Source organism: Pedobacter sp. GW456-11-11-14-TSB4, assembly GCF_059424425.1.
Genome location: NZ_JBWKZK010000001.1, coordinates 1,177,360 through 1,198,325 on the forward strand (window position 1 = coordinate 1,177,360; position 20,966 = coordinate 1,198,325).

The window sequence follows — 20,966 nt, forward strand, 5'->3', positions numbered from 1 at the left end:
TTTTAAATCTGTAGGCCTCTCATCGTTACTCATTCGTAGGATCTCTAAATAGTATCTCATGAAAAAATATCTAGTCTACTTTCTCTTTTTATCATCAATTGCTCAGGCGCAGCAATTGGCGCCTTTAACAGTCCAAAAAATAATGCGAGACCCAAAATGGATGGGTGTAGCACCCACAAATTACCGTTGGTCTGCTGATAGTAAAACTGTTTTTTTTAGCTGGAATCCAGAAGGAAAGGAGAAAGATCAAGCGTACAAAGTTAGTATTGTAAATAATAAGCCAGAAGTAACAGAAGACAATGCGGCTGAGAAAGCTGCAGCTACCAATTATGTTTACAGTAAAGATAAAGCATTGGGTTTATTCGAAAAAGGTGGAGATGTTTATCTGTATAATTTTAAATCAAAAAAAGAAACTCGATTAACCAATACTGTTGATAGAGAAAATGGAGCTTATTTTTTATACAATAACGATGTAATTTACCAACGTGGCGATAATTTGTTTCAAGTAAACCTACAAACCAGCGAAACTAAACAGCTCACCAATTTTATTAAAGGAAAACGACCTGCGCTTGCAGAACGAGCAGCAACATCTACACAAGATGCATGGCTTAGAGCAGATCAGACAGCGCTATTTGATATCATTAAAAAAAGAAATCAAAATGGTGGCAGACCACAAGTTGCTGGCGGTAGGCGTTTTGGTGCAGCAGATGCAAATCAAAAAACGATTAAGCCAATTTATTTAGATGACAAGTTTTTGTCAGGTTTAGTGGTTAGTCCAGATGGGATGTATATCAGTTATCGCCTTACTGCTCCAATCACTAACAACCACAACACAATTGTACCCAACTACGTTACAGCATCTGGTTATACCGAAGATATTCCTGGTCGTGCTAAGGTTGGAGAATACTTAAATACATCAGAAAGCTTTATTCTAAATGCTGAAAAAGATAGTGTATATTCAGTTAAAGCAGCACAAATCCCAGGTATAAAAGATTTGCCAGATTATGTAAAAGACTATCCAAAACAACTAGAAGAGCGCACCAAGAAAAACGAAAATCGCAAAGTAAATTTTGGCGCTCTAGTTTGGAATGAAAACGGAACAACAGCCATTATTACCGCAGATGCGCAAGACAATAAAGATTTTTGGATTTTAAAGTTAGATGCCAAAACGGGTAATGTAAGTATTTTGGATCGACAACGTGATGAGGCTTGGATTGGCGGACCAGGTGTTGGCCGTGGTATCAATTGGATAGACAATAACCGTTTTTATTTTCAAAGCGAAGCAACAGGTTACTCGCATTTGTATACTTATAATGTTGCCAGTGGCGAAAAAAAACAATTAACTTCTGGTAATTGGGAAGTACAACGTTTGCAGCTTTCTAAAGATAAGACTACTTTTTATATCAGCGGTAACAAAGAACATCCAGGTATTACTCATTTTTACAAGTTAAATGTAAATGGCGGTGAGTTGGTTCAAATTACCTCGATGAAAGGGGGAAATGAAGTTACGCTTTCTCCAGATGAAAAATGGCTGGCTATTAATTATTCTTACATGGATAAACCATGGGAATTATACATTCAGCCAAACAAAGCTGGTGCTAAGGCTGTGCAAATCACAAAGTCTACAAGCACAGAATTTGATAGCTACAAATGGCGCCAACCAGATTTGGTTTCATTCAAAAATCGTTACGGCGATGATGTTTATGCTAGAGTTTATCCAGCAGCCAACCCGCACCCAAATAAACCTGCCGTTGTATTTGTGCATGGCGCTGGTTATTTGCAAAATGTTCACTTTTGGTGGAGTCAATACTTTAGAGAATATATGTTCAACAACATGTTGGCTGATAATGGATATACCGTTATTGATATCGACTATACCGCAAGTTCTGGTTATGGTCGTAACCATCGTACAGGTATTTATCGCCACATGGGTGGTAAGGATTTAACAGACCAAGTTGATGGCGTAAAAATGTTGGTAGAGAAATATGGTGTTAATCCAAAAAATGTAGGATTGTATGGAGGCTCTTACGGCGGTTTCATCACATTAATGGGTTTGTTTAACGCATCCGATACTTTTAGAGCTGGGGCGGCGTTACGTTCGGTAACAGATTGGGCACATTATAACCATGGTTATACTTCTAATATTTTAAACGAGCCATTTAACGATCCAGAAGCCTATAAAAAAAGCTCACCGATTTACTTTGCAGATAAGTTGAAAGGAGATTTAGTGATGTTGCACGGAATGGTTGATGTAAATGTGCACTTTCAGGATATTGTTCGTTTATCACAACGTTTTATCGAATTGGGAAAGGACAATTGGGAGTTGGCTGTTTATCCGGTAGAAGACCATGGCTTTGTAGAGCCAAGCAGCTGGACCGACGAGTACAAACGAATTTTTAAGCTTTTTGAAACTACGTTGAAGAAATAGTCAATAGGTAATTTTCAGTTTTCAATTAATATCAAAAAACCTCGTAGGAATTAAAATCTACTAGGTTTTATGTTACAGCCAATCCATATTTTGTAGGTTGTTTTAATATATAAGGAGATTTGAAAACGATTGTTAGTACTTATGGCAAAACCTGCCCCGCCCCCGCTTCTGCCGATGAAAAATCGGCATCTCGCTAAGGTCGGGTTTATATTTTAAAGCTAGTAGTCCTTGGCAGTTTGCAACCGAGCATAAGTACTTCAGAGCGCTAAAATATAAACCCTATTGCAACGAATGCCGATTTTTCATCGGCAGTAGTGAAAAGAGGGACTGCAATTGCGATTGTTCATTGACACTGTTTTTCGAAATGTTAGACACCGAGGTAATTTTGCCAATAGACAAAAACTAATTATAATCCTATAAGTATAGCTTTTGTCTATGTCGATATAAATATTAAATATAAACTATAAGTTTATCTGCATTGCTTTTGGCTCGTAATAACCGTACCTTTGCGGCACGAAATAAAAATTAATAATTATGGCATTTGTAGGTAAAAAATTCCCAAGCGTTAGTATTGATGCAATGTCCGAAATGGGCGATGATTTGAAAATCAATATCTTTGAAGAAGCGACAAGTAAAAACAAAAAAGTATTATTATTCTGGTATCCAAAAGATTTCACTTTTGTTTGTCCTACAGAATTACACGCATTTCAAGCTGCTTTGCCTGATTTTGAAAAAAGAAATACAATCGTTATCGGTGCATCTTGTGATACAAACGAAGTTCACTTTGCATGGTTAAATACCGCAAAAGATAATGGTGGTATTGAAGGTGTTACTTATCCTTTATTGGCTGATACACACAGACATTTATCAACAATCTTAGATATTTTAGATCAAGAAGTTGCTTATGATGAAGATGGAAACGAAACCTTCTCTGGCTCAAACGTTTCTTACCGTGCAACTTATTTAATTGACGAAACTGGTAAAGTTTTCCACGAAAGTGTAAATGATATGCCATTAGGACGTAACGTAAAAGAATATTTGCGCTTAATTGATGCTTATGCTCACGTACAGAAACATGGTGAGGTTTGTCCGGCTAACTGGGAAGAAGGTAAAGAAGCAATGAACGCAAACAGAACAGGTGTTGCTGAATATTTAAGCGCTAACTAATTAAAATTATGTTTTTAGAATTAACTGAAGATAATTTGCAACAATACCTTACTGACAATAAAAAAGTAATGGTACAATACGCTGCATCGTGGTGTGGTAACTGCAGAATTATGAAGCCAAAGTTTAAGAAAATGGCTGCTGAAAATGAAGATGTTGCCTTCTTAATTGTTGATGCTGAAAAATATCCAAATTCAAGAAAATTTGCAAACGTTGATAATTTACCAACTTTTGCAGCTTTTGAAGGTGGTGCTTTGGTAGATCAGGTACAAACTAACAAAGTTGAAGGATTGACAGAATTGTTCACTAAAATTAACCAGAACTAAAATGAAGATTCCGGTAATTAGACAATTTTTTCAAAACAGTACTCCTGAGCAATTAGAATCTACATTAGAAGTGTTAGAGGCTTTTTGTGAATTTAGAGGCGTAAACGAAGCAGAAATTGATGTAGCTGGAGAATTGATTACCAATATTTGTGGAGCTTTAGAAGTTCACGAAATGGTAAAAGATGGTGCTGCAGAAAAGGATGCTTTAAATGCTTTCGGACAAAAAGTAATGGGTTCGATAGATCGATAATAACTATCATCTAGATATAGTTTAAAAGCCACGATTTATCGTGGCTTTTTTACGTGATCTTGTCATTGCCAGCTTGACTGGCAATCTTAATAATGTGAAAGAGTGAATGTGTATCGTATTACGATTCTCGTTATCACGGGAATGACGATTATGATTACTTTTCCAACACCATCTCAATATGCGGAATTCCATCCTCTAAAAACTCATCGCCTTCGGCTACAAAGCCAAAACCTTCATAAAACTTTTTAAGGTAGAGCTGTGCGCCAATTCTAATTTTACTAGTTTGGTAAGTTGATAATGTTTGTTCGATACTTTTCACTAGTAAGGTTATGCCAATGCCTAAACCTCTATAAAACGGAGATGTAATTACTCGGCCAATGCTCGCTTCATTAAAAGAGACACTAGGTGGAACTAAGCGAGTGTAAGCCACTAAATTATCGTTATGCCAAGCCATTAGATGAGTAGATTTCTTATCTTTTCCATCAATATCCTGATAAATACAGTTTTGCTCAACCACGAAAACTTCACTTCGCAACTGTAAGATTGCGTAGAGTTCGGTTGTTGTTAACTGATCGAAATGTTTATAAACCCAAGTTAGTTGCATTACAGATGTTATATTTAGTGGTTTCGTCATGCTCAGCTTTCCGAAGTAAATTCGGAACGAGTGACTGGGCATCGTAAAGCATTGTGTAGCGAGTAATTTTCATCCTTTATACAGCGTTACGATTTCCGCATTTGCGGGAATGACGCATTTTTACTAAGCCAAATTTCTTCCAGCATTTACAATACCGTAAACCGTACGTATAGCCAATTTTTCATAAGCCTGACGTTTTTCATCGGTCAAATCATGTTGTAGTTTTTCTAGGGCATAGTGTTGCACCAAAACCAATGGTAAAATGATTTTCTCTCTCACGGCAATTGAGCGCTTTTCTACAGGATAATTTTCCATCAGGCTTTGATGACCTGCTAACTTTAGCAACATAGCCTTAGAAAGCTCGAATTCTTCATGTAACATTTTCCAAAATTCGCCAAATTTTTTATCTGTCGCCAAATATTCAGTAATTGAAAAATCTGATTTACTCATAGACATCATACAGTTATCTATTATAGTTTTAAAATAACCCGATTGCTCGTAAGTTTTTTCTACCTGTGCCCAATTACCAGCATTTTCTTGGTTTTTTAATGCTGTACCGATACCATAAAAACCAGGGATGTTCTGTTTCAGTTGGCTCCAAGAAGTAACGAAACTAATCGCTCTCAAATCTTCTAACTTTAATGCTTCTCCCGAATTTCTTTTAACTGGACGACTGCTAATCGTAATTTTAGACAATAGGCTCAAAGGAGATAAAGTCTCTAAGTATGATAAAAATAGCGGATGCTTTCTAAGTGCTAAAAACGAATCATAACTATCTTTTGCCATTACCTCTAATGTATCGTAATTTGGCTTATCTAATAAAACATTGTGTTTTTCTTTAACACCCGATGAAATTCCGGCGTTAATTAACTGCTCAATGTTAAAAGCAGCACTATCAATTGAGCCATACTGCGAGCTGATGGTTTGCCCTTGTATAGTTAATTGAATGTTTTTATTAGCGATTTCTTTACCCATTGAAGCATAAAAACGGTGTGTTTTGCCACCACCACGAGAAGGCGGTCCGCCACGACCATCAAAAAACGCCAACTTAATATTGTGTTTTTCTGCCGTTTCTGTTAGCTCTACCTTAGCTTTAAAAATAGACCAGTTGGCCATTAAATACCCGCCATCTTTCGTACTGTCAGAAAAACCAAGCATAATATCTTGTTTACCTCCACGGCTCGCCAAATGCTTTTTGTAAAATGGATGTGTGTACAACGTTTCCATAATTTCGGCTGCGCCAGATAAATCATTAACCGTTTCGAAAAGGGGAACAAAATCAATTGTTAATTCATCGGTTTCCCAACCGTTCCACAAAAATAATTCGATAAGCTGCAAAATATCACTCGCCTGTTGGCAATTGCTAATAATGAAACGGTGACAAGCCATTTCGCCATTACTTTGTTGCATTTGTTTAATTTGAGCAATGGTTTGTAAGGTATCTTGGGTTAAACTATCTTGTTCATCAGCATAAATAATTTTAGCATTTCTAAAAGAAAGTGCTTTAATTTTTTCTTCTTCAGATAACTCTTGGTAATTTGCAGCAAACAGCGAATTAATTGGTTTTTGTGTGCGGCAATAAGCATGTACATCACGTAAAATCCGACTATCTTGTCTGATATCCAATGAAGCAAAATGGCTTCGGTATAATTCAACTTTTCGAGTTAAATTGCTTACTAAATCTACAAATAAACCATCATGTTCTTCAATTAAGGTTGCTTGTATTTTATTAAGATTCTCAATAATGAAACTAGAAATATCTTCAGGTTCTAAATTGGTATCAAAAGCATTTTTGTACAACACATCTTGTAAAAGCCCCATTGCATCTTCAACACCTCTAAAAGTGATACGGCGCTTAATGTTTCTAAAATCACGATAGTAACATCTAAACAAAATTTGGCGCAACATTTTAGAAACCTGTAAAGTTGTTTCTGCATGTACGTTAGGATTACCATCTCTATCGCCGCCCGGCCAAAAACCCAGTTCTATAATTTTTTTAGGGTCGATGTGATATTCTGATAACAGATTGTTTAATCCAGATTGAATATTTGCTGCCGCGAAATAGAAAACATTTTCTAAGTACCAAGATAAACTTAAAGCTTCATCAACCGGAGTTGGCGCCTTTTTGTTAAAAAATGGAGTTTTGCCCAATTGCTGTAACAACTGGTTAATGGTAGTAATGTCGTTTATTTTAATTGCCGCAGTTAAATCGTTAATGATAGCTAACACACTACCTGGATAAAATTGCGTAGGGTGTGCTGTTAATACCAAGCGCAAAGAAAAATCTTCAATCAGTTGATCTACCTTTGCATGCAAGGTTTTATCATCATTAGCTTTTAAAAATAATGCTCTTAACGAACTTTGTTCATCGGCTATATTTAGTTTGTTAAATGAAGCATCCTCAACAGCATCAAAAAGTACAACCTGACGTTCTATATATTGTATGAAGCGAAACAACAAATCAATAATTTCTTGTTCATCTGTGTTTGGTGTATACTTGCCAAAAAAATCTTCAATCAGCTTTGCTGGTGTTTCATTATTTTTAACACCATCTTCGCAACTTTTAATAAAAAGCGGTAAAAGTGTGCCAGTATCTTTAACCTTATAAAATGGTAGCGTTAAAAACAAACTATTGTATAATTCGAAACGAGAAATAACCTCGTTATTAAAAACAGATTCTCTTTGACTAGTAGGTTGTAATGATTGCATGCCCAAAAGATAAGAAAATTGTATTAAATAGACAAAAATATTACCAATTCAGTTGGTTTTTTAGCAAAACACTACCAATTTTTTAAATATCAGATTTGAAGATAATGCAGTATAAATGAAGCATTTTGCCAATCAATATTTTATGAGTTTAAAATACAACAAAATTTTTGCGATGAAAAAGTTTGAAGTATTTCAAAAATATTCATACCTTGTATCTTATTAAAGGTTAAACAAATCTTTTAAAAGTATCCGCAAAGTTAAGTGTAAGAATAACTTTGTAACTAATTGTTAATTTTTTGGGAAAAACGATCCCGGCATTACGTCGGGATCGTTTTATTTTAATGGGCATCTGTTACGATGTTCGCATTCTTTTTAAACTTTTGTAAATACAACAAAGGGATTGAAAAAAGCATCACCAAACCGGCAACCCAATATGCGTCATTGTAAGTAAGCAGCATAGTTTGCTTAATTACTGAACCTTCAATCGCTTTCATAGCCATTAACTTGGCATCCAGATAAGAAGCTCCTTTTGCCATAAAATTGCTAATCAGACCATTTAATTTTTGTATAAAAGATGGATTGTAATCATTTACATTGACCAATAAATTACTTCTATGAAAACCTTGCCTTACGTGAATTAGTGTTGTTAAAGCTGCAATACCAAAAGATCCTCCTAGTTGCCTGCTCATGTTGTTTAAGCCAGATCCTTGTCCAATTTCAGCACCCTTTAAATCTTGCATAGCCAATGTAGTAAGCGGCACAAATAAAAGCGCCATACCAAAACCTCTAATTACCAAAGGCCAAAAGAAATCTTCAGTACCCGATGCTAATGTAGATTTACTTAACATCCAACAGAAAACAAAAAACAAGAACATACCGCCTGTTGCCATAAATTGAGCTGGTACGCCCTTTTTTAGCATTATACCGATAAAGGGCATCATTGCAATGGTACAAATTCCTCCTGCAATAAAAAGTTTGCCCGTTTGTAAAGGAGTAAAACCTAGTAAGTTTTGCGCAAATACCGGAAAAACAAATACTGATCCGTACAAGCCAAATCCCAATATAAATGAAGTAAACATCCCGATAGAAAAGCTTCTTTTTTTCATGATACTTAGGTTCACAATAGGGTGGTCTGTGCTTAATTCTCTCCAAATAAAAAGCAGTAAGCCAAACAAAGAGGTTGCAGCAAGCACCACGATATATGGTGTTTCGAACCAATCTTCACTTTCTCCTTTTTCTAATAGCGTTTGCAAACTACCCACAGCAACAGCTAATAAACCAATTCCATACCAGTCAACAGGTTTTCCTTTACCGTCTTTTGGGGTCTCTCGAATAAAAGTAATGGTACAGTAGGCTGCCAAAATACCGACGGGAATATTTACGTAAAAAATCCACGGCCAATTTGCCATTTCTAAAATATAACCGCCAATGGTTGGACCAACGGTTGGGCCAACTACAGCCCCTAAACCAAATAGAGCCGTTGCTATACCAACATCTTCACGTGGCCAGGTTTCTATCAAAATCGCTTGTGCAGTAGAAATTAATCCGCCTCCCGCTAAACCTTGCAAAATTCTAAACAGAATAAGCTCGTTAAGAGAGGTGGCATTACCACATAAAAATGAAACTAACGTAAAAACAATAATAGAAGTTAAGAAATAATTTTTACGCCCAAATCTGCTGCCTAACCAGCCAGACATGGGTAAAATGATAACATTCGCAACTGCATAACCTGTAGATAACCAAGCAATATCCTCTAAAGTTGCGCCTAAGTTACCCTGTATTTGAGGGATAGCAACATTTACAATCGTAGTATCAATAAGCTCCAGTAGCGAAGCCGTGATAACGGTAAATGTAATAATCCATTTTTTGAAACCTACTTCGGCCATTGTTAATTATTTACAGAAACTGAAACTTTTACACTCATTCCTGGGCGTAGTTTTTCAAGTAACTCTTTGTCTTTAGATTCTATTTTAATTTTTACTGGCACACGTTGTACCACTTTTACAAAGTTTCCTGTTGCATTATCTGGTGGCAACAATGAGCCTTTTGCACCAGTTATTGGAGAAAAATTGTAAACAACGCCATCTATCGGCTGATCTTCATATGCATCTACCGTAATTTTTACCTTAGAGCCTACTTTAATTTTCTCTAATTGCGTTTCTTTAAAGTTGGCAGTAACGAACAAACTGTTTTCATTTACAATAGCAAATAGTGCTTGTCCGGCTTGTATCAATTGCCCTTTTTGTACATTCTTTTTTGAAACAATGCCTGTAGCAGGCGCTTTAATTGCTGTATATGAAAGTTGTAGTTTAGCAAAATCTACATCTGCTTGGCGCTGCGAAACGCCAGAATTGCTTACACCTAATTGAGATTGTGTGGTGCCAACTTGTTTTACCGCTGCATTATACTGATCTACCGCTGCAGTATATGCTGCTTGCGCAGCTGATTTTGCAGCTTCGGCTGATTCTTTATTTGCTCTAGCTTGATCAAATGCTTGCTGGGTTATCGCCCCATCTTTAATCAGGTTTTCAAAACGATTGTAATCTTTTTGCGCTAAATTTAATTTAACATTTGCCGCCTGCACATTTGATCTTGCTGCATCAATATTCGCTTTTGCTGTGCTCGTGTTGGCAGAAGTTGCAACAATTTGTGCTTGCGTAACACCTACACCCGCATTAGCTCCAACTTGTCCGGCTTGAGCTTGCTCTAATTTTATTTTAAAGTCTCGGTCATCAAGTGTTACCAAAACCTCATCTTGTGTTACTTTAGTATTTTCTTCAAAATTGATGTCTTTAACGTAACCGCCTACACGAGCCACAACCGGACTAATATCTCCGTCAATTTGTGCGTCATCGGTATCTACATGTTTGCTTGCATACCTGTATTCGGTTATGCCAAATGCTGCGCCAGCAATAATAAGCAGGCCAAGTACGATGGGTAAAATTTTATTTTTCTTTTTTGCTTCAGTTGTCATTTGTATGGTTATTATAGTGATATTTTTCCTGTTGATTTTAATAATGTATAGTAAGCAAGTCTAGCATCGGCCTTTGCCAATTCTAAATTGATTTTTGCTTGATAGAGTAGCGTCTCTGCATCAATTCTATCTGTTACAGAGGCAATGTTGTTTTTATATTTCGATTCTAAAAGTCTATCATTCTCAGTTGCTTGTGCGATAGATGTTTCTAAAACACTAATTTTTTTAATTGCCAACTGATAGTTCTGATAATTTTTATTCAGTTCAGTTTTTACATTGTCAGATACAACCTCTTTTTGCAGACCAATTTCTTGCTGCTGTATTTTGGCCTCTGCAACTTTATTTTTGTTATTCCAAAGGGATGCCACATTCCATGAAATGTTTGCGCCAACAGTTATGGGTAAAATAAATTGCCCTGAAGAGGGAATGAAACCTCCACTCGGATTGATGTAATACAGATTTGCACCTACACCAACTGTAGGTCTGGTGTTTGCTTTAGTAGTTTTAATGTTATAGTCTGCAACCTTGTTTTGCAAGTCTAATTGTTGTAATTCTTGGCGATTTACAAAAGCAGAGCTCATGTAAGTATTTAAAGGCTGAACAGTTTGCAAAGGCAGTTCGCTTTCGGCAATTGCAATTTCAGTTTCTTCTGGTAAGCCTAAAAGGATGTCTAAATTGTAATTAATAATTTTGCGGTTATTCTCAATTTCTAGCTCTGTTAAAGTAACATTAGCTTGTTGCAATTGAAACCTTAATACATCATTTTTTGTAACAATGCCTTGTTCAAAAAAGCGTTGCGCTTGTTTTAGCTGACTAGCGATCGATTCTAAATTTTGAGCAACTACTTTTTTGCTCTGCATCACTTTGTAAAGAGAGAAATAAGTGTTGATGATAGCATAGCTAACTTCCTCTTTATTTTTGTCTGCATCTAACTTTGCAACATCAGTTAAAATTTTGGTTGATTCCTGCGCATACTTGTATTTGCCGCCCGCATAAATTACTTCTTGAACGGCAGCGGTGCCTACAAATGCATCGGCTCTGTTTGGTAAATAAATCGGATTACCTCCACCAATGGTTAATGTATTGGTAGGTATTTCGGCATGGTTGTACAAAAAACTTGCGCTTGCACTGGGCAAAGCGTTATCTTTTACTACGGCCAAGCGAGCAATAGACTCGTTTATTTTACGCTGTGATAATTTAAGGTTTTTGCTGTTAGCAATGCCTAAATCAATTGCCTGCTGTAAGGTTAAATTTTTTGTGGATTGAGCATGTAGTAAAGTTGGGAGCAGTAGCGCAATAAATAGCGTTTTTATTTTATTGGGGATCATTTTATGGTTTAGCTAAGTATGTTATTATAAAGTCTTGTAAGTGTGTAACCATTCTTTTGCGAAGCTCTTCTCTTCCTTTTTCATCATTAAAATCAATTTGATCATCAACTTTGTAAGGCGATGTAGCTATTAAGGTGATGGTTCCCATAATTGTTGCAATACACATTCTGATATCAACTTTTCTGAATGTGCCATCGGCAATGCCATTTTCAATTATTTTTTCAATAATCGCCCGGTTATTTGCCATGGCGTCTTTAATTTTGCCAAACATTTCTGGGCGTTGGGTTAAAGAAAGCTCCCTGTGCATCATTTTATGAAAAGTGATGTTCGAAAATATTCGCGTAGCATATTGATCTAATACCTTCAAAAGTTTTTCTTTTGCCGGAATGTTTTCCTCGTTTATTTGATTAAGCTGAAACTTGAATCCAGAGATTTTATCTTCCATTATTTCTAGGAAAACACCTTCTTTGCTACCGAAGTAATAATTGATCATGGCCATATTAGCGCCAGATTCTTTGGCAATTTGCCTTGTCGATGTTCCTTCAAAACCGAATTCAGCAAATAGTTTTAACGCTGCGTTTAAGATGTCGGCTCGCTTATCGCTTTTGTCAATTTGTTTTTTCACGAAGCAAAGTTAATCAATCGATTGATTAATTTCCAAATGATTGATGATCTGTTTTACAAATGGATGATAAAGTTGGGTTTGAAACCCTCAATAATAAAAACTTCTACACACAAGATCTCGAAACTTCCTAAAAAATAGAATAACTATCTTTAGCTAATCAAAACTTAAATTTAGCTTGATGAAAAGAATAGCACATCTAAAAGCATTGTTATTGATATTATTATTAACTTCATTTGCTCCGAAACCATCAATGGATTCCACTAACAGCTGGGTAAGAATTAATCTACTTGGTTATCAGCCTAATGCCAGTAAAGTGGCTATTTGGGCAAATAAAACTAACCACATTCCACAAAAATTTGAGCTTATTGACCAAAATGAGGAAGTGGTTTACACCTCAACAAAAATTAAATCTTTTGGCACCTACGGTCCATTTACCGCAACAGCCAGATTAAATTTCTCAGATTTTAAAACACCAGGCAAATATTTTATCCGCATTGCGGAAGTAAAATCTCCGTTAGTAATTATTGGTGATGAAGTTTACCGAAATACAGCAGATTTCGCCCTGCGATATATGCGCCAACAACGTAGCGGCTTTAATCCTTTTTTGCAAGATAGCTGCCACACACACGATGGATTTGTAGTTTATGGAGCAAAAGCGGGCATAAAAGACAGTACACATTTTGATGCAAGTGGAGGATGGCACGATGCAAGCGATTATTTACAATATTCAACAACATCTGCCAATGCCACCTATCATTTATTAATGGCGTATCGAGATTTTCCTCAGGCATTTGCCGATACCAAACAAACAAATGGATTGGAAGGTAAAAATGGCATAGCCGATGTATTAGATGAAGCTAAATGGGGATTGGATTGGCTGTTAAAAATGCATCCAAAAGACAATATCATGTTTAATCAATTGGCGGATGATAGAGACCATATTTCTATGCGGATACCAAAAGAGGATAGCCAATATGGGAAAGGTTTTGAGCGGCCATTGTATTTTATTGATGGCGAACCACAACAACGTGGAAAATTTATGAACAATACCAAAGGCACAAGTTCTACAGCAGCAAAATTTGCAAGTGCTTTTGCGTTGGGTGCAAGCATTTTTTCAAAAGCTGATGAATTATATTCAAAAAAGTTAACTCAGAAAGCTTTTAGTGCAATGAGCTATACTCAACTAAAATTAGGTGTAACGCAAACTGCATCTGTAAAGTCGCCTTATATTTATGCAGAAGATAATTGGGTTGATGATATGGAACTCGCTTATGCATCAATGCCTTTGCTAGATGCTCGTTCTTTAAAAAGGAATTCTAGATGGGCGATGAGCTATGCTAAGAAGGAGCCTATTACGCCTTGGTTAACTACAGACACAGCCAACCATTATCAATATTATCCTTTTGTAAATATTGGGCATTATGAGTTGGCTAAGGTCAATCCGCCGATGCGAAAACAATTAACAAACTATTATAAACAAGGTATAGAGCAGGTTTGGGCCAGAGCTAAACAAAATGCATTTTATCGTGGTGTGCCATTTATTTGGTGCAGTAATAATTTAACGGTTGCTTTTGCACAGCAATGTAGGTGGTACAAAGATTTATCGGGCGATGAATCTTTCACTGAACTTGAACAGGCAAATTTCGATTGGCTTTTTGGTTGTAATCCTTGGGGTACGAGCATGGTTTATGGTTTGCCAAGTTGGGGCGATACACCGACGGACCCTCATTCTGCTTTCACGCATTTAAAAAATTATCCGATAGATGGTGGCTTGGTTGATGGACCAGTTTATACCAGTATCTACAAAAATTTAATCGGCATACAATTAACTAAACCAGATGCTTATGCAGATTTTCAGAGTGATTTAGCGGTTTACCATGATGATTATGGAGATTACAGCACCAACGAACCAACAATGGATGGCACAGCATCGCTTATTTATTTGTTGGCAGCTTATGATAGTAGGGTAAAGACTTTACCAAAAGAATTTGAAACACAATTAGGCGCAATAACTAGAGGTAATAAATCAGAAAAGAAAGTCGCTTTGGTTTTTACAGGTGATGAATTTGCCGATGGCGGCAAACTGATTAATGAAACATTGGTTAAGGAAAATATAAATGCTTCATTTTTCTTAACAGGAAGATTTTATAATAACCCAAAATTTAAAAGCCTGATTAAGGATTTAAAAGCAAACGGAAATTATTTAGGAGCACACTCTAATGATCATCTGTTATATAATGACTGGTCTAAAAGAGATAGTTTGTTAGTTTCGGAACTTCAATTTAAAACAGATTTGATTTGGAATTATGGAGCAATGGAAAAGTTTGGAATTAAAATGGATAATGCTAAATACTTCTTGCCACCTTATGAGTGGTATAACCAACAAATAGCAGATTGGACAACAAGTATGAGTTTACAGCTGATTAACTTTTCTACCGGAACAAGATCTAATGCCGATTATACTTATCCAGAGCTAGGCAAAAGCTATCGCAGTAGTGATGAAATTTATAATTCGATTACCTCTTACCATAAAAACCAAAAGGATGGTTTAAATGGCTTTATTTTATTGTTACATATTGGTACTGATACAAGACGTAAGGATAAGTTTTACTATAAATTGCCACAGCTCATCAAATTTCTTAAAACTTCTGGTTATGAACTTGTCAAAATAAACGAATTATTAAAACCAGCGCCTTAAAACGTAAAATATTTTTAAATAAATATTTACCTTTGGCGTAAATCAAAAAAAAAATGAGTACAGAAAATAACAACAGTTTTGAGTGGGTTTGGTATGTAATTGGCATGTTTGCAGGTATGCTAGCCGTATTTGCAGTTACAACTCACGTTGGATATATCCTTTTAGGCGGAATTTTTGGCTTAATATTCGGTGCAGTATTTTTAAATAAAGTTGTAAAAGGCCGTCATTACTAGTCGTTTACAAATGCTAAACCTATGAAAAAGATAATTTTTGGTCTGTTTTTGGCCGCTATTGGTTTTTCGGCTAGTGCACAAACTACAGCAACGCCTGTAAAATATCCAATTTTAGATGCTAGTCCACTAGACGTTGTATACTATCCTTTAAATGCTGCAAAAGTAAAAAAAGGAGATGAGTCGATGCCGATTATTAAAGTTGTATATTCTCGTCCGGCTAAAAAAGGAAGAGAAGTATTTGGTGTTTTAGAGCAATTTGATAAAGTTTGGCGTTTAGGAGCAAATGAAAATACCGAAATTAGTTTTGCTAAAGCAGTAACCATTGGCGATAAAAAAATTAAAGCGGGTACTTATAGTTTATTTGCTATACCAACTAAAGATAGTTGGACAATTATTTTAAATAAGCAAACAGATAGATGGGGTGCTTTTAGTTACGATCAAACAAAAGATGTTGTACGTGTAGTTGTGCCACTTACTAAAACAGAAAAGGTAATCGAAAACTTTTCGATGACTTTTGCTGATTACACAGAAGGTGCAAATTTATTTATGGCTTGGGATACAACTCAAGTAATGCTACCAATTCTTTTCAAAAAATAAGGTATAAATAAATATTACAGAGGGAGCTTAAGCTCCCTTTTTTTGTGTCAATCCTTTTCTAAAATAGCTATCTACGAATAGTAACAACAGTATCACATCTATTAAAAAGAACACTTTAAGAAAAGTTGGTGTTAATATTTTTTCAGTATCAAACTGGAAGGTAATTTTGATTAAAGTGGCAGAGAAATTATAATCGCTCTGTGAAATAACATAGCCCACAATAGCCAGCATAGATAGCAGAAAGAACGCCATTATGCTATAAACAATGCGGTTATCTACTTTTGTTTTTAAAGCAACAGGCTTAATTTCTAAGTTTACCTGCTCCATTACATTTCTGCTAAATGACATTGAAGGCTCTTCAAACTCTAAGTGGTTTAAAGCCTTATTTACAGCCAAAAGCTCTTGGTAAACTTTCTGATATTGTTCGTCAGCTATTAACCTGGCTTTAATTTGAGCTAGCTCTTCGGCATTGCAATTGCCATCTATATAGTTCCAAAGTTGATCTTCTATCGTGTTCATATCAATTCCTTTACTTCATCATTTAACAAATATTGCAATTTCTCTTTTAAACGAGTTCTTGCTCTATGTAGTTTTACTTTAACCGTATTGGGTGCCATATTTAAAGTTGCACCAATTTCTTCTAAACTTTGTTCGCCTTTGTAAAATAGCGTGATAATTGCAGCATCATCAGGTAAAAGCAGATCAATAGCTTGGTTTAAATAAAAATAGCTGGATCTTTTCTCAGCAAAGTTGCCAGCATCAAATTCATTACCGCTGTTTGCTATCTGTAAAACATTTTCATCATCATTTATAGATTGCGTATCTAATCTTTTTTTACGTAGAAAAGTCATGGCCGTGGTGTATGTTATGGTATAAAGCCACGTTGTAAATTTAGCACTGTGCTTAAATGTACCTAAAGCTCTGTACGCCTTAACAAAGCAATCTTGTGCTATTTCTTCTGCATCTTCCCTGTTTTTAGCGAAACGAAAAGCCAATGTAAAAACAAAACGCTGATGGCGCTTAACCAGTATCGCATATTGCGAAGTATGGCCAGCTAGCACAGCATTTATAAGTTCTAAATCGGTTTCTTTATCTTGCATTTATAACAACTAAGACCACGCGTTTTGTAATAAGGTTACAGCAATTTAAAAAAATGTGATGGTGCATTTATGCTTTCTTTAAAACAAATGAGTTAATTTTCGGTTACATAAACATCGCTCTACATATTCATTTACTTAAAATTTGATATTATGAAAAATGCAAGCACACCAAAAAACAATCCTCATGTACAAGGTGGTTCAATTGCCGATAGAGCAAATCACGATGTGAAGGTAGATAAAAAACAAAATGGAATTACTAATGCTGGCGGACAAAGATCTGACCAAACCTCTAATAAAGATAACGAAAGAAAACGAGGACAATAAAAAAATAAAATCCGCTGAGTACTAAATTCAGCGGATTTTTTGTTTTAAGCTCTTGATGGATATATGCCCACTAGTGCAATGATATGCTTAGTCCCAGCTTGATCAGATAGGTTAGGTAAAGCAAAATTAGTTACACCGTCTCCTCCGTAAGTTGTACCTAAAACAGAAAACAATGCCATGTTCTCGTTAACTGATAATAAACTTCCATCACAAAAGGCCCAGCCTTGTGGAGCAAAATTGCCTGCGAAAAGTATAATTCCGCCTAAATAAAAATCCATAATTGTTGTTGTTTGTTTGAACAACAATAGTAACGAATAAAAATCAATGTTTAAATAGGCTGGTTCTCTTTAGCCATTTCCTTTATTTCTGATGCTTCTACAGCCTTTCTTTCATCAGAATGGTTACGTGTATTAATCATGGCTAATGCCAATTCTTTAAGTGTTACGAAACTGTTTTTATTGATCAAACTCATTATTGGAAACAGCCATGCAAATACTTTGTAAAATCCATGAGTTTGTTTTAACCCACTTGTAGGTTTAATAATACCGGGTCTAAAATTAAAAACCTGCTCAAAAGGCAATTTCATCAAATCGTTTTCTGTTTTGCCTTTTACAATTGCCCAATTAATACCACCTTTTTCGCTGCTATTCGTACCAGCTCCAGAAACGTAGCAAAAAGTCATTTTGTCGTTTAGTCTACTTAATGTTTCTGCTACATGCATAGTTAAGGTATAGGTCATCTTAAAATAAACATCTTTTGCGGTACCAACCGATGTAATACCTAAACAAAAGTAGCAAGCATTGTAACTTTTAAGTTGATTTTCTATTGCTGAAAGATCAAAAAAATCTTGATGTATAATTTCTTTAAGCTTTGGGTGGGTGTATCCACAAGGTTTGCGGTTGATGACTAAAACAGTTTCAACTTTTGGGTTATTTAAGCATTCATATAACACTCCTTCACCTACCATTCCCGTTGATCCTGTTATGATAGTTCTTATTTTTTCTGACATAGTTTAAAAGTACCTAATTATTAATTTAACAAAGTATTACACAAGAAGTTTCTGTGTTAGCTGCATAATTTCATAATTGATTATCTTTACAGCATGCCAGAGTTAATACTTTTATCAATACTATTAATCCCTCAATTGGTAGCAGGAGTATATGCAAAAAGTATTGGCAAAAACTTTTGGTTTTGGTTTTTTATCTCTTTTATTATTCCGGTAATATCTTTAGTTGTTCTCTTGTGTTTAGATAAAGATGATAAAGTGAAAGGAAAGAGCTATCAACTAGCAGATCATGTTAAAAATTCAAAAGAAGAGGAAACTTCTTCATAAAAAAAATGCTACCAAATAATTGATAGCATTTTTTAATAAGGTTAATTTCTATTTCGGACCCAATTGATAATCGTAAGGGGGTTGTGTATTTAATAAATGTTGTACAAAATAATCCCAGCGTCTACGCATCATGTATGATGAAAACTGACCAAATCCGTGAGCGCTATTTGGAAACAACAATAAATCAAATGTTTTATTAGCTTTAATTAATGCATCAGCTACCAACATGGTGTTAGATGGTGGTACGTTATTGTCCATCATTCCATGAGCTAACATCAATTTCCCTTTTAAATTTTTAGCATAAATTTGATTAGCCTGTCTCTCATAGTCAACATTTTCGGCCAAGCCATTGTATCTTTCTCCCCAATCATCCTCATAATTTCTATTGTCGTGATTTCCTGATTCGGCTATTCCAACTTTAAAGAAATCTGGATACCTAAACATTGCAGCTGCGGTTGCAAAACCACCACCAGAATGTCCCCAAATACCAACTTTATTGGTATCTATCGGATAAGTTTTCGAAAGCTGTCTAATCGCCGCAATTTGATCTGGTAAAGTATTTTCAGCCATGTTTCCATAAGCCATATCATGAAAACTCTTTGAGCGAAATGGATTGCTTGTTCCTTCAATTACAACTACAATAAAGCCTAATTCTGCCAAAGCCTGATGATCTCCTCTTGAAGCTGTAAACGACCAACTACCTACACTTCCGCCCTGCGGACCAGGATAAATGTAATCGATAACAGGATATTTTTTGCCAGTTTCCATTTTGGTAGGTGTAAAAACTAAGCCATAAATAGCTGTAGTGCCATCATTTGCTTTTATACTTACCGGAATTGGTGCTTTCCATCCAGTAGCAGCTAATCTCGAAACGTCTGTTTTGCCAACTTCGGTTAATAATTTACCTGCCAATGTTCTATAATTCATTACTGCCGGAACATTTGGTTGAGAATAAGTATCGATAAAATTATTGCCTGATGGAGAAAATGCAATGCTATGGTTGCCCTGTTCAGGCGTTAATAGTGTTAAACCTTTTCCATCAAAACCAATTTTGTATAAATATTGGAAATAAGGATTTCCGGCTTCTTTACCACAGCCCATAAAATAAAGCAAACGATTTTTTTCATCAACTCTAAGCAAACGAGTTACTAGCCAATCGCCTTTGGTAATCTGATTTTTTAATTTACCAGTTTGCGAATCATATAAATACATATGTCCCCAGTTGTCACGTTCAGAATACCACAAAATTTCTTTCGATGCAGGTAAATAGCGCCAATTGATAGCTCCTCTGCCAGATTCGAATTGTGTTTTAACAGTTTCTTCAAAAACCTCTCTAACTACGCCAGTTGATGTATTCGCAATGCGGAATTTCGAATTTTTATGATCTCTAGAAGTAGATAAAAAAGCCATTTCGGTACCGTCGGCTTTCCAATCGATATCATCAAAAGTTCCGCTACTTGAAATATCATCACTTAAACTAGCACGGTGCGGATCTGCAGGAATGTTTAAGCTAATTACTTTTGGGTTTTCTACATCAATAATTACCCTTCTAATCATCGGGATAACTTTATCGCCCGGCAAAGGATATTTCCAAGCTTTTAAAACTGGAGCACCAACATTGGTGGTAACCAAATACATATCGCTCACTTCACGTTGATCTTGCTGAAATGTAGCCACTTTTTTAGAATCAGGCGACCATCTTACAATTGGCGCATCGCTCATTTTCCAGCCCGCATTGTCGGTAGCATATCCGTTATCCTTAACACCATCTGTAGTTAATTGGGTTTCTTTTTTGCTGTCTATGTCTCTCACCCATAAATTCCAATCTTTAATAAAAACTGCTTTTTTACCATCGGGCGATAAAACCTCATTTCTATTTCCAAAACGCCTTCCGCCAGTTGGCGCAGCTTCTTTATACTCGGTTGTAAGTGTTTTGGTCTTTTTTGCAGGGTCAACCAAATATGTTTCTGTTCCGTTTTGATTTTTTACTGTGAACCAAAATTGATCGTTATCCAACCAGTTTATTCGCCCAGGTGTTCCATCAATGTATTTCTCTGTATTGTAGCTCATAAAGCTTTCTGCTCTTTCGTAATCTTTGGCAGTTATGCTAACTTGGGCATTTGTTGATATCGCGATAGCGAAACCAGCGAGGGTAAGTAAATATTTATTCATATACTTTAAATTTCATCAAGCCTAAAATTAATATCTTTTAACTAATCGGTTTTTAAAGTATTAGTAATGAT

The 20,966-nt window shown here is 35.7% G+C and carries 20 protein-coding genes; 9 read left to right on the top strand and 11 right to left on the bottom strand.

Annotation, left to right across the window (positions count from 1 at the left end):
- Positions 1 to 58: 58 nt before the first annotated feature.
- From AC07XU_RS05290 to AC07XU_RS05305, 4 genes are all read left to right on the top strand, one after another.
- The gene (locus AC07XU_RS05290; RefSeq protein WP_494942574.1) at positions 59 to 2,428 is read left to right on the top strand and encodes a S9 family peptidase; all 2,370 of its coding nucleotides are present in this window, start codon (positions 59 to 61) and stop codon (positions 2,426 to 2,428) included.
- 534 nt (positions 2,429 to 2,962) lie between these two features.
- Complete coding sequence (locus tag AC07XU_RS05295) at positions 2,963 to 3,595, top strand: peroxiredoxin (RefSeq protein WP_494942575.1); 633 nt, start codon at positions 2,963 to 2,965, stop codon at positions 3,593 to 3,595.
- 8 nt (positions 3,596 to 3,603) lie between these two features.
- The gene (locus AC07XU_RS05300) at positions 3,604 to 3,918 is read left to right on the top strand and encodes a thioredoxin family protein (protein WP_494942576.1); all 315 of its coding nucleotides are present in this window, start codon (positions 3,604 to 3,606) and stop codon (positions 3,916 to 3,918) included.
- Position 3,919: 1 nt separating this feature from the next.
- Entirely contained in the window at positions 3,920 to 4,168 is a 249-nt protein-coding gene (locus AC07XU_RS05305) for a DUF6952 family protein (RefSeq protein ID WP_494942577.1), read from the top strand.
- Between the two features lie 154 nt (positions 4,169 to 4,322).
- Here the strand turns inward: AC07XU_RS05305 and AC07XU_RS05310 are convergent, their stop codons facing one another.
- The 6 genes from AC07XU_RS05310 to AC07XU_RS05335 form a co-directional block, all read right to left on the bottom strand.
- Complete coding sequence (locus AC07XU_RS05310; RefSeq protein ID WP_494942578.1) at positions 4,323 to 4,802, bottom strand: GNAT family N-acetyltransferase; 480 nt, start codon at positions 4,800 to 4,802, stop codon at positions 4,323 to 4,325.
- Between the two features lie 123 nt (positions 4,803 to 4,925).
- Positions 4,926 to 7,511 (bottom strand): phosphoenolpyruvate carboxylase, encoded by a 2,586-nt coding sequence (locus AC07XU_RS05315; protein ID WP_494942579.1) that lies wholly within the window; start codon positions 7,509 to 7,511, stop codon positions 4,926 to 4,928.
- A gap of 338 nt (positions 7,512 to 7,849) precedes the next feature.
- The gene (locus AC07XU_RS05320; RefSeq protein ID WP_494942580.1) at positions 7,850 to 9,397 is read right to left on the bottom strand and encodes a DHA2 family efflux MFS transporter permease subunit; all 1,548 of its coding nucleotides are present in this window, start codon (positions 9,395 to 9,397) and stop codon (positions 7,850 to 7,852) included.
- Positions 9,398 to 9,399: 2 nt separating this feature from the next.
- Positions 9,400 to 10,485: an HlyD family secretion protein gene (locus AC07XU_RS05325; protein WP_494942581.1), complete on the bottom strand. Its 1,086-nt coding sequence runs from the start codon at positions 10,483 to 10,485 to the stop codon at positions 9,400 to 9,402.
- Between the two features lie 11 nt (positions 10,486 to 10,496).
- Positions 10,497 to 11,813: a TolC family protein gene (locus AC07XU_RS05330; protein ID WP_494942582.1), complete on the bottom strand. Its 1,317-nt coding sequence runs from the start codon at positions 11,811 to 11,813 to the stop codon at positions 10,497 to 10,499.
- A 1-nt stretch (position 11,814) separates the two neighbouring features.
- Complete coding sequence (locus tag AC07XU_RS05335; protein WP_494942583.1) at positions 11,815 to 12,438, bottom strand: TetR/AcrR family transcriptional regulator; 624 nt, start codon at positions 12,436 to 12,438, stop codon at positions 11,815 to 11,817.
- Positions 12,439 to 12,616: 178 nt separating this feature from the next.
- Between AC07XU_RS05335 and AC07XU_RS05340 the strand changes: the two genes are divergently transcribed.
- The 3 genes from AC07XU_RS05340 to AC07XU_RS05350 are packed head-to-tail and all read left to right on the top strand — an operon-like array spanning position 12,617 to position 15,966.
- Positions 12,617 to 15,136, top strand: coding sequence for a bifunctional glycoside hydrolase family 9 protein/polysaccharide deacetylase (locus tag AC07XU_RS05340; protein WP_494942584.1), 2,520 nt, complete (start codon positions 12,617 to 12,619; stop codon positions 15,134 to 15,136).
- Between the two features lie 53 nt (positions 15,137 to 15,189).
- Positions 15,190 to 15,369, top strand: a complete 180-nt coding sequence (locus AC07XU_RS05345; RefSeq protein WP_494942585.1) for a hypothetical protein — start codon at positions 15,190 to 15,192, stop codon at positions 15,367 to 15,369.
- A 21-nt stretch (positions 15,370 to 15,390) separates the two neighbouring features.
- Positions 15,391 to 15,966: a DUF2911 domain-containing protein gene (locus AC07XU_RS05350; RefSeq protein WP_494942586.1), complete on the top strand. Its 576-nt coding sequence runs from the start codon at positions 15,391 to 15,393 to the stop codon at positions 15,964 to 15,966.
- 27 nt (positions 15,967 to 15,993) lie between these two features.
- On the opposite strand, the gene AC07XU_RS05355 is transcribed toward AC07XU_RS05350, so the two are convergent.
- Both AC07XU_RS05355 and AC07XU_RS05360 read right to left on the bottom strand, forming a co-directional pair.
- Complete coding sequence (locus tag AC07XU_RS05355) at positions 15,994 to 16,485, bottom strand: anti-sigma factor family protein (protein ID WP_494942587.1); 492 nt, start codon at positions 16,483 to 16,485, stop codon at positions 15,994 to 15,996.
- Complete coding sequence (locus AC07XU_RS05360; protein ID WP_494942588.1) at positions 16,482 to 17,066, bottom strand: RNA polymerase sigma factor; 585 nt, start codon at positions 17,064 to 17,066, stop codon at positions 16,482 to 16,484. The genes AC07XU_RS05355 and AC07XU_RS05360 overlap by 4 nt, the downstream gene beginning before the upstream one ends.
- 150 nt (positions 17,067 to 17,216) lie before the next feature.
- Between AC07XU_RS05360 and AC07XU_RS05365 the strand changes: the two genes are divergently transcribed.
- Positions 17,217 to 17,390 carry a hypothetical protein gene (locus tag AC07XU_RS05365; protein WP_494942589.1) on the top strand — a complete coding sequence of 58 codons (174 nt, stop codon included), beginning with the start codon at positions 17,217 to 17,219 and terminating at the stop codon, positions 17,388 to 17,390.
- Between the two features lie 44 nt (positions 17,391 to 17,434).
- Here AC07XU_RS05365 and AC07XU_RS05370 read toward each other — a convergent pair whose 3' ends face one another.
- The gene (locus AC07XU_RS05370) at positions 17,435 to 17,668 is read right to left on the bottom strand and encodes a phage tail protein (protein ID WP_494942590.1); all 234 of its coding nucleotides are present in this window, start codon (positions 17,666 to 17,668) and stop codon (positions 17,435 to 17,437) included.
- 50 nt (positions 17,669 to 17,718) lie between these two features.
- A complete protein-coding gene (locus AC07XU_RS05375) occupies positions 17,719 to 18,399 on the bottom strand; it encodes a Rossmann-fold NAD(P)-binding domain-containing protein (RefSeq protein WP_494942591.1) in 681 nt (226 codons plus the stop codon).
- Positions 18,400 to 18,492: 93 nt separating this feature from the next.
- Here AC07XU_RS05375 and AC07XU_RS05380 point away from each other — a divergent pair, with 93 nt between their 5' ends.
- Positions 18,493 to 18,723, top strand: a complete 231-nt coding sequence (locus AC07XU_RS05380) for a hypothetical protein (RefSeq protein ID WP_494942592.1) — start codon at positions 18,493 to 18,495, stop codon at positions 18,721 to 18,723.
- A 48-nt stretch (positions 18,724 to 18,771) separates the two neighbouring features.
- On the opposite strand, the gene AC07XU_RS05385 is transcribed toward AC07XU_RS05380, so the two are convergent.
- Positions 18,772 to 20,895 (bottom strand): S9 family peptidase, encoded by a 2,124-nt coding sequence (locus tag AC07XU_RS05385; RefSeq protein ID WP_494942593.1) that lies wholly within the window; start codon positions 20,893 to 20,895, stop codon positions 18,772 to 18,774.
- Between the last annotated feature and the right edge of the window lie 71 nt (positions 20,896 to 20,966).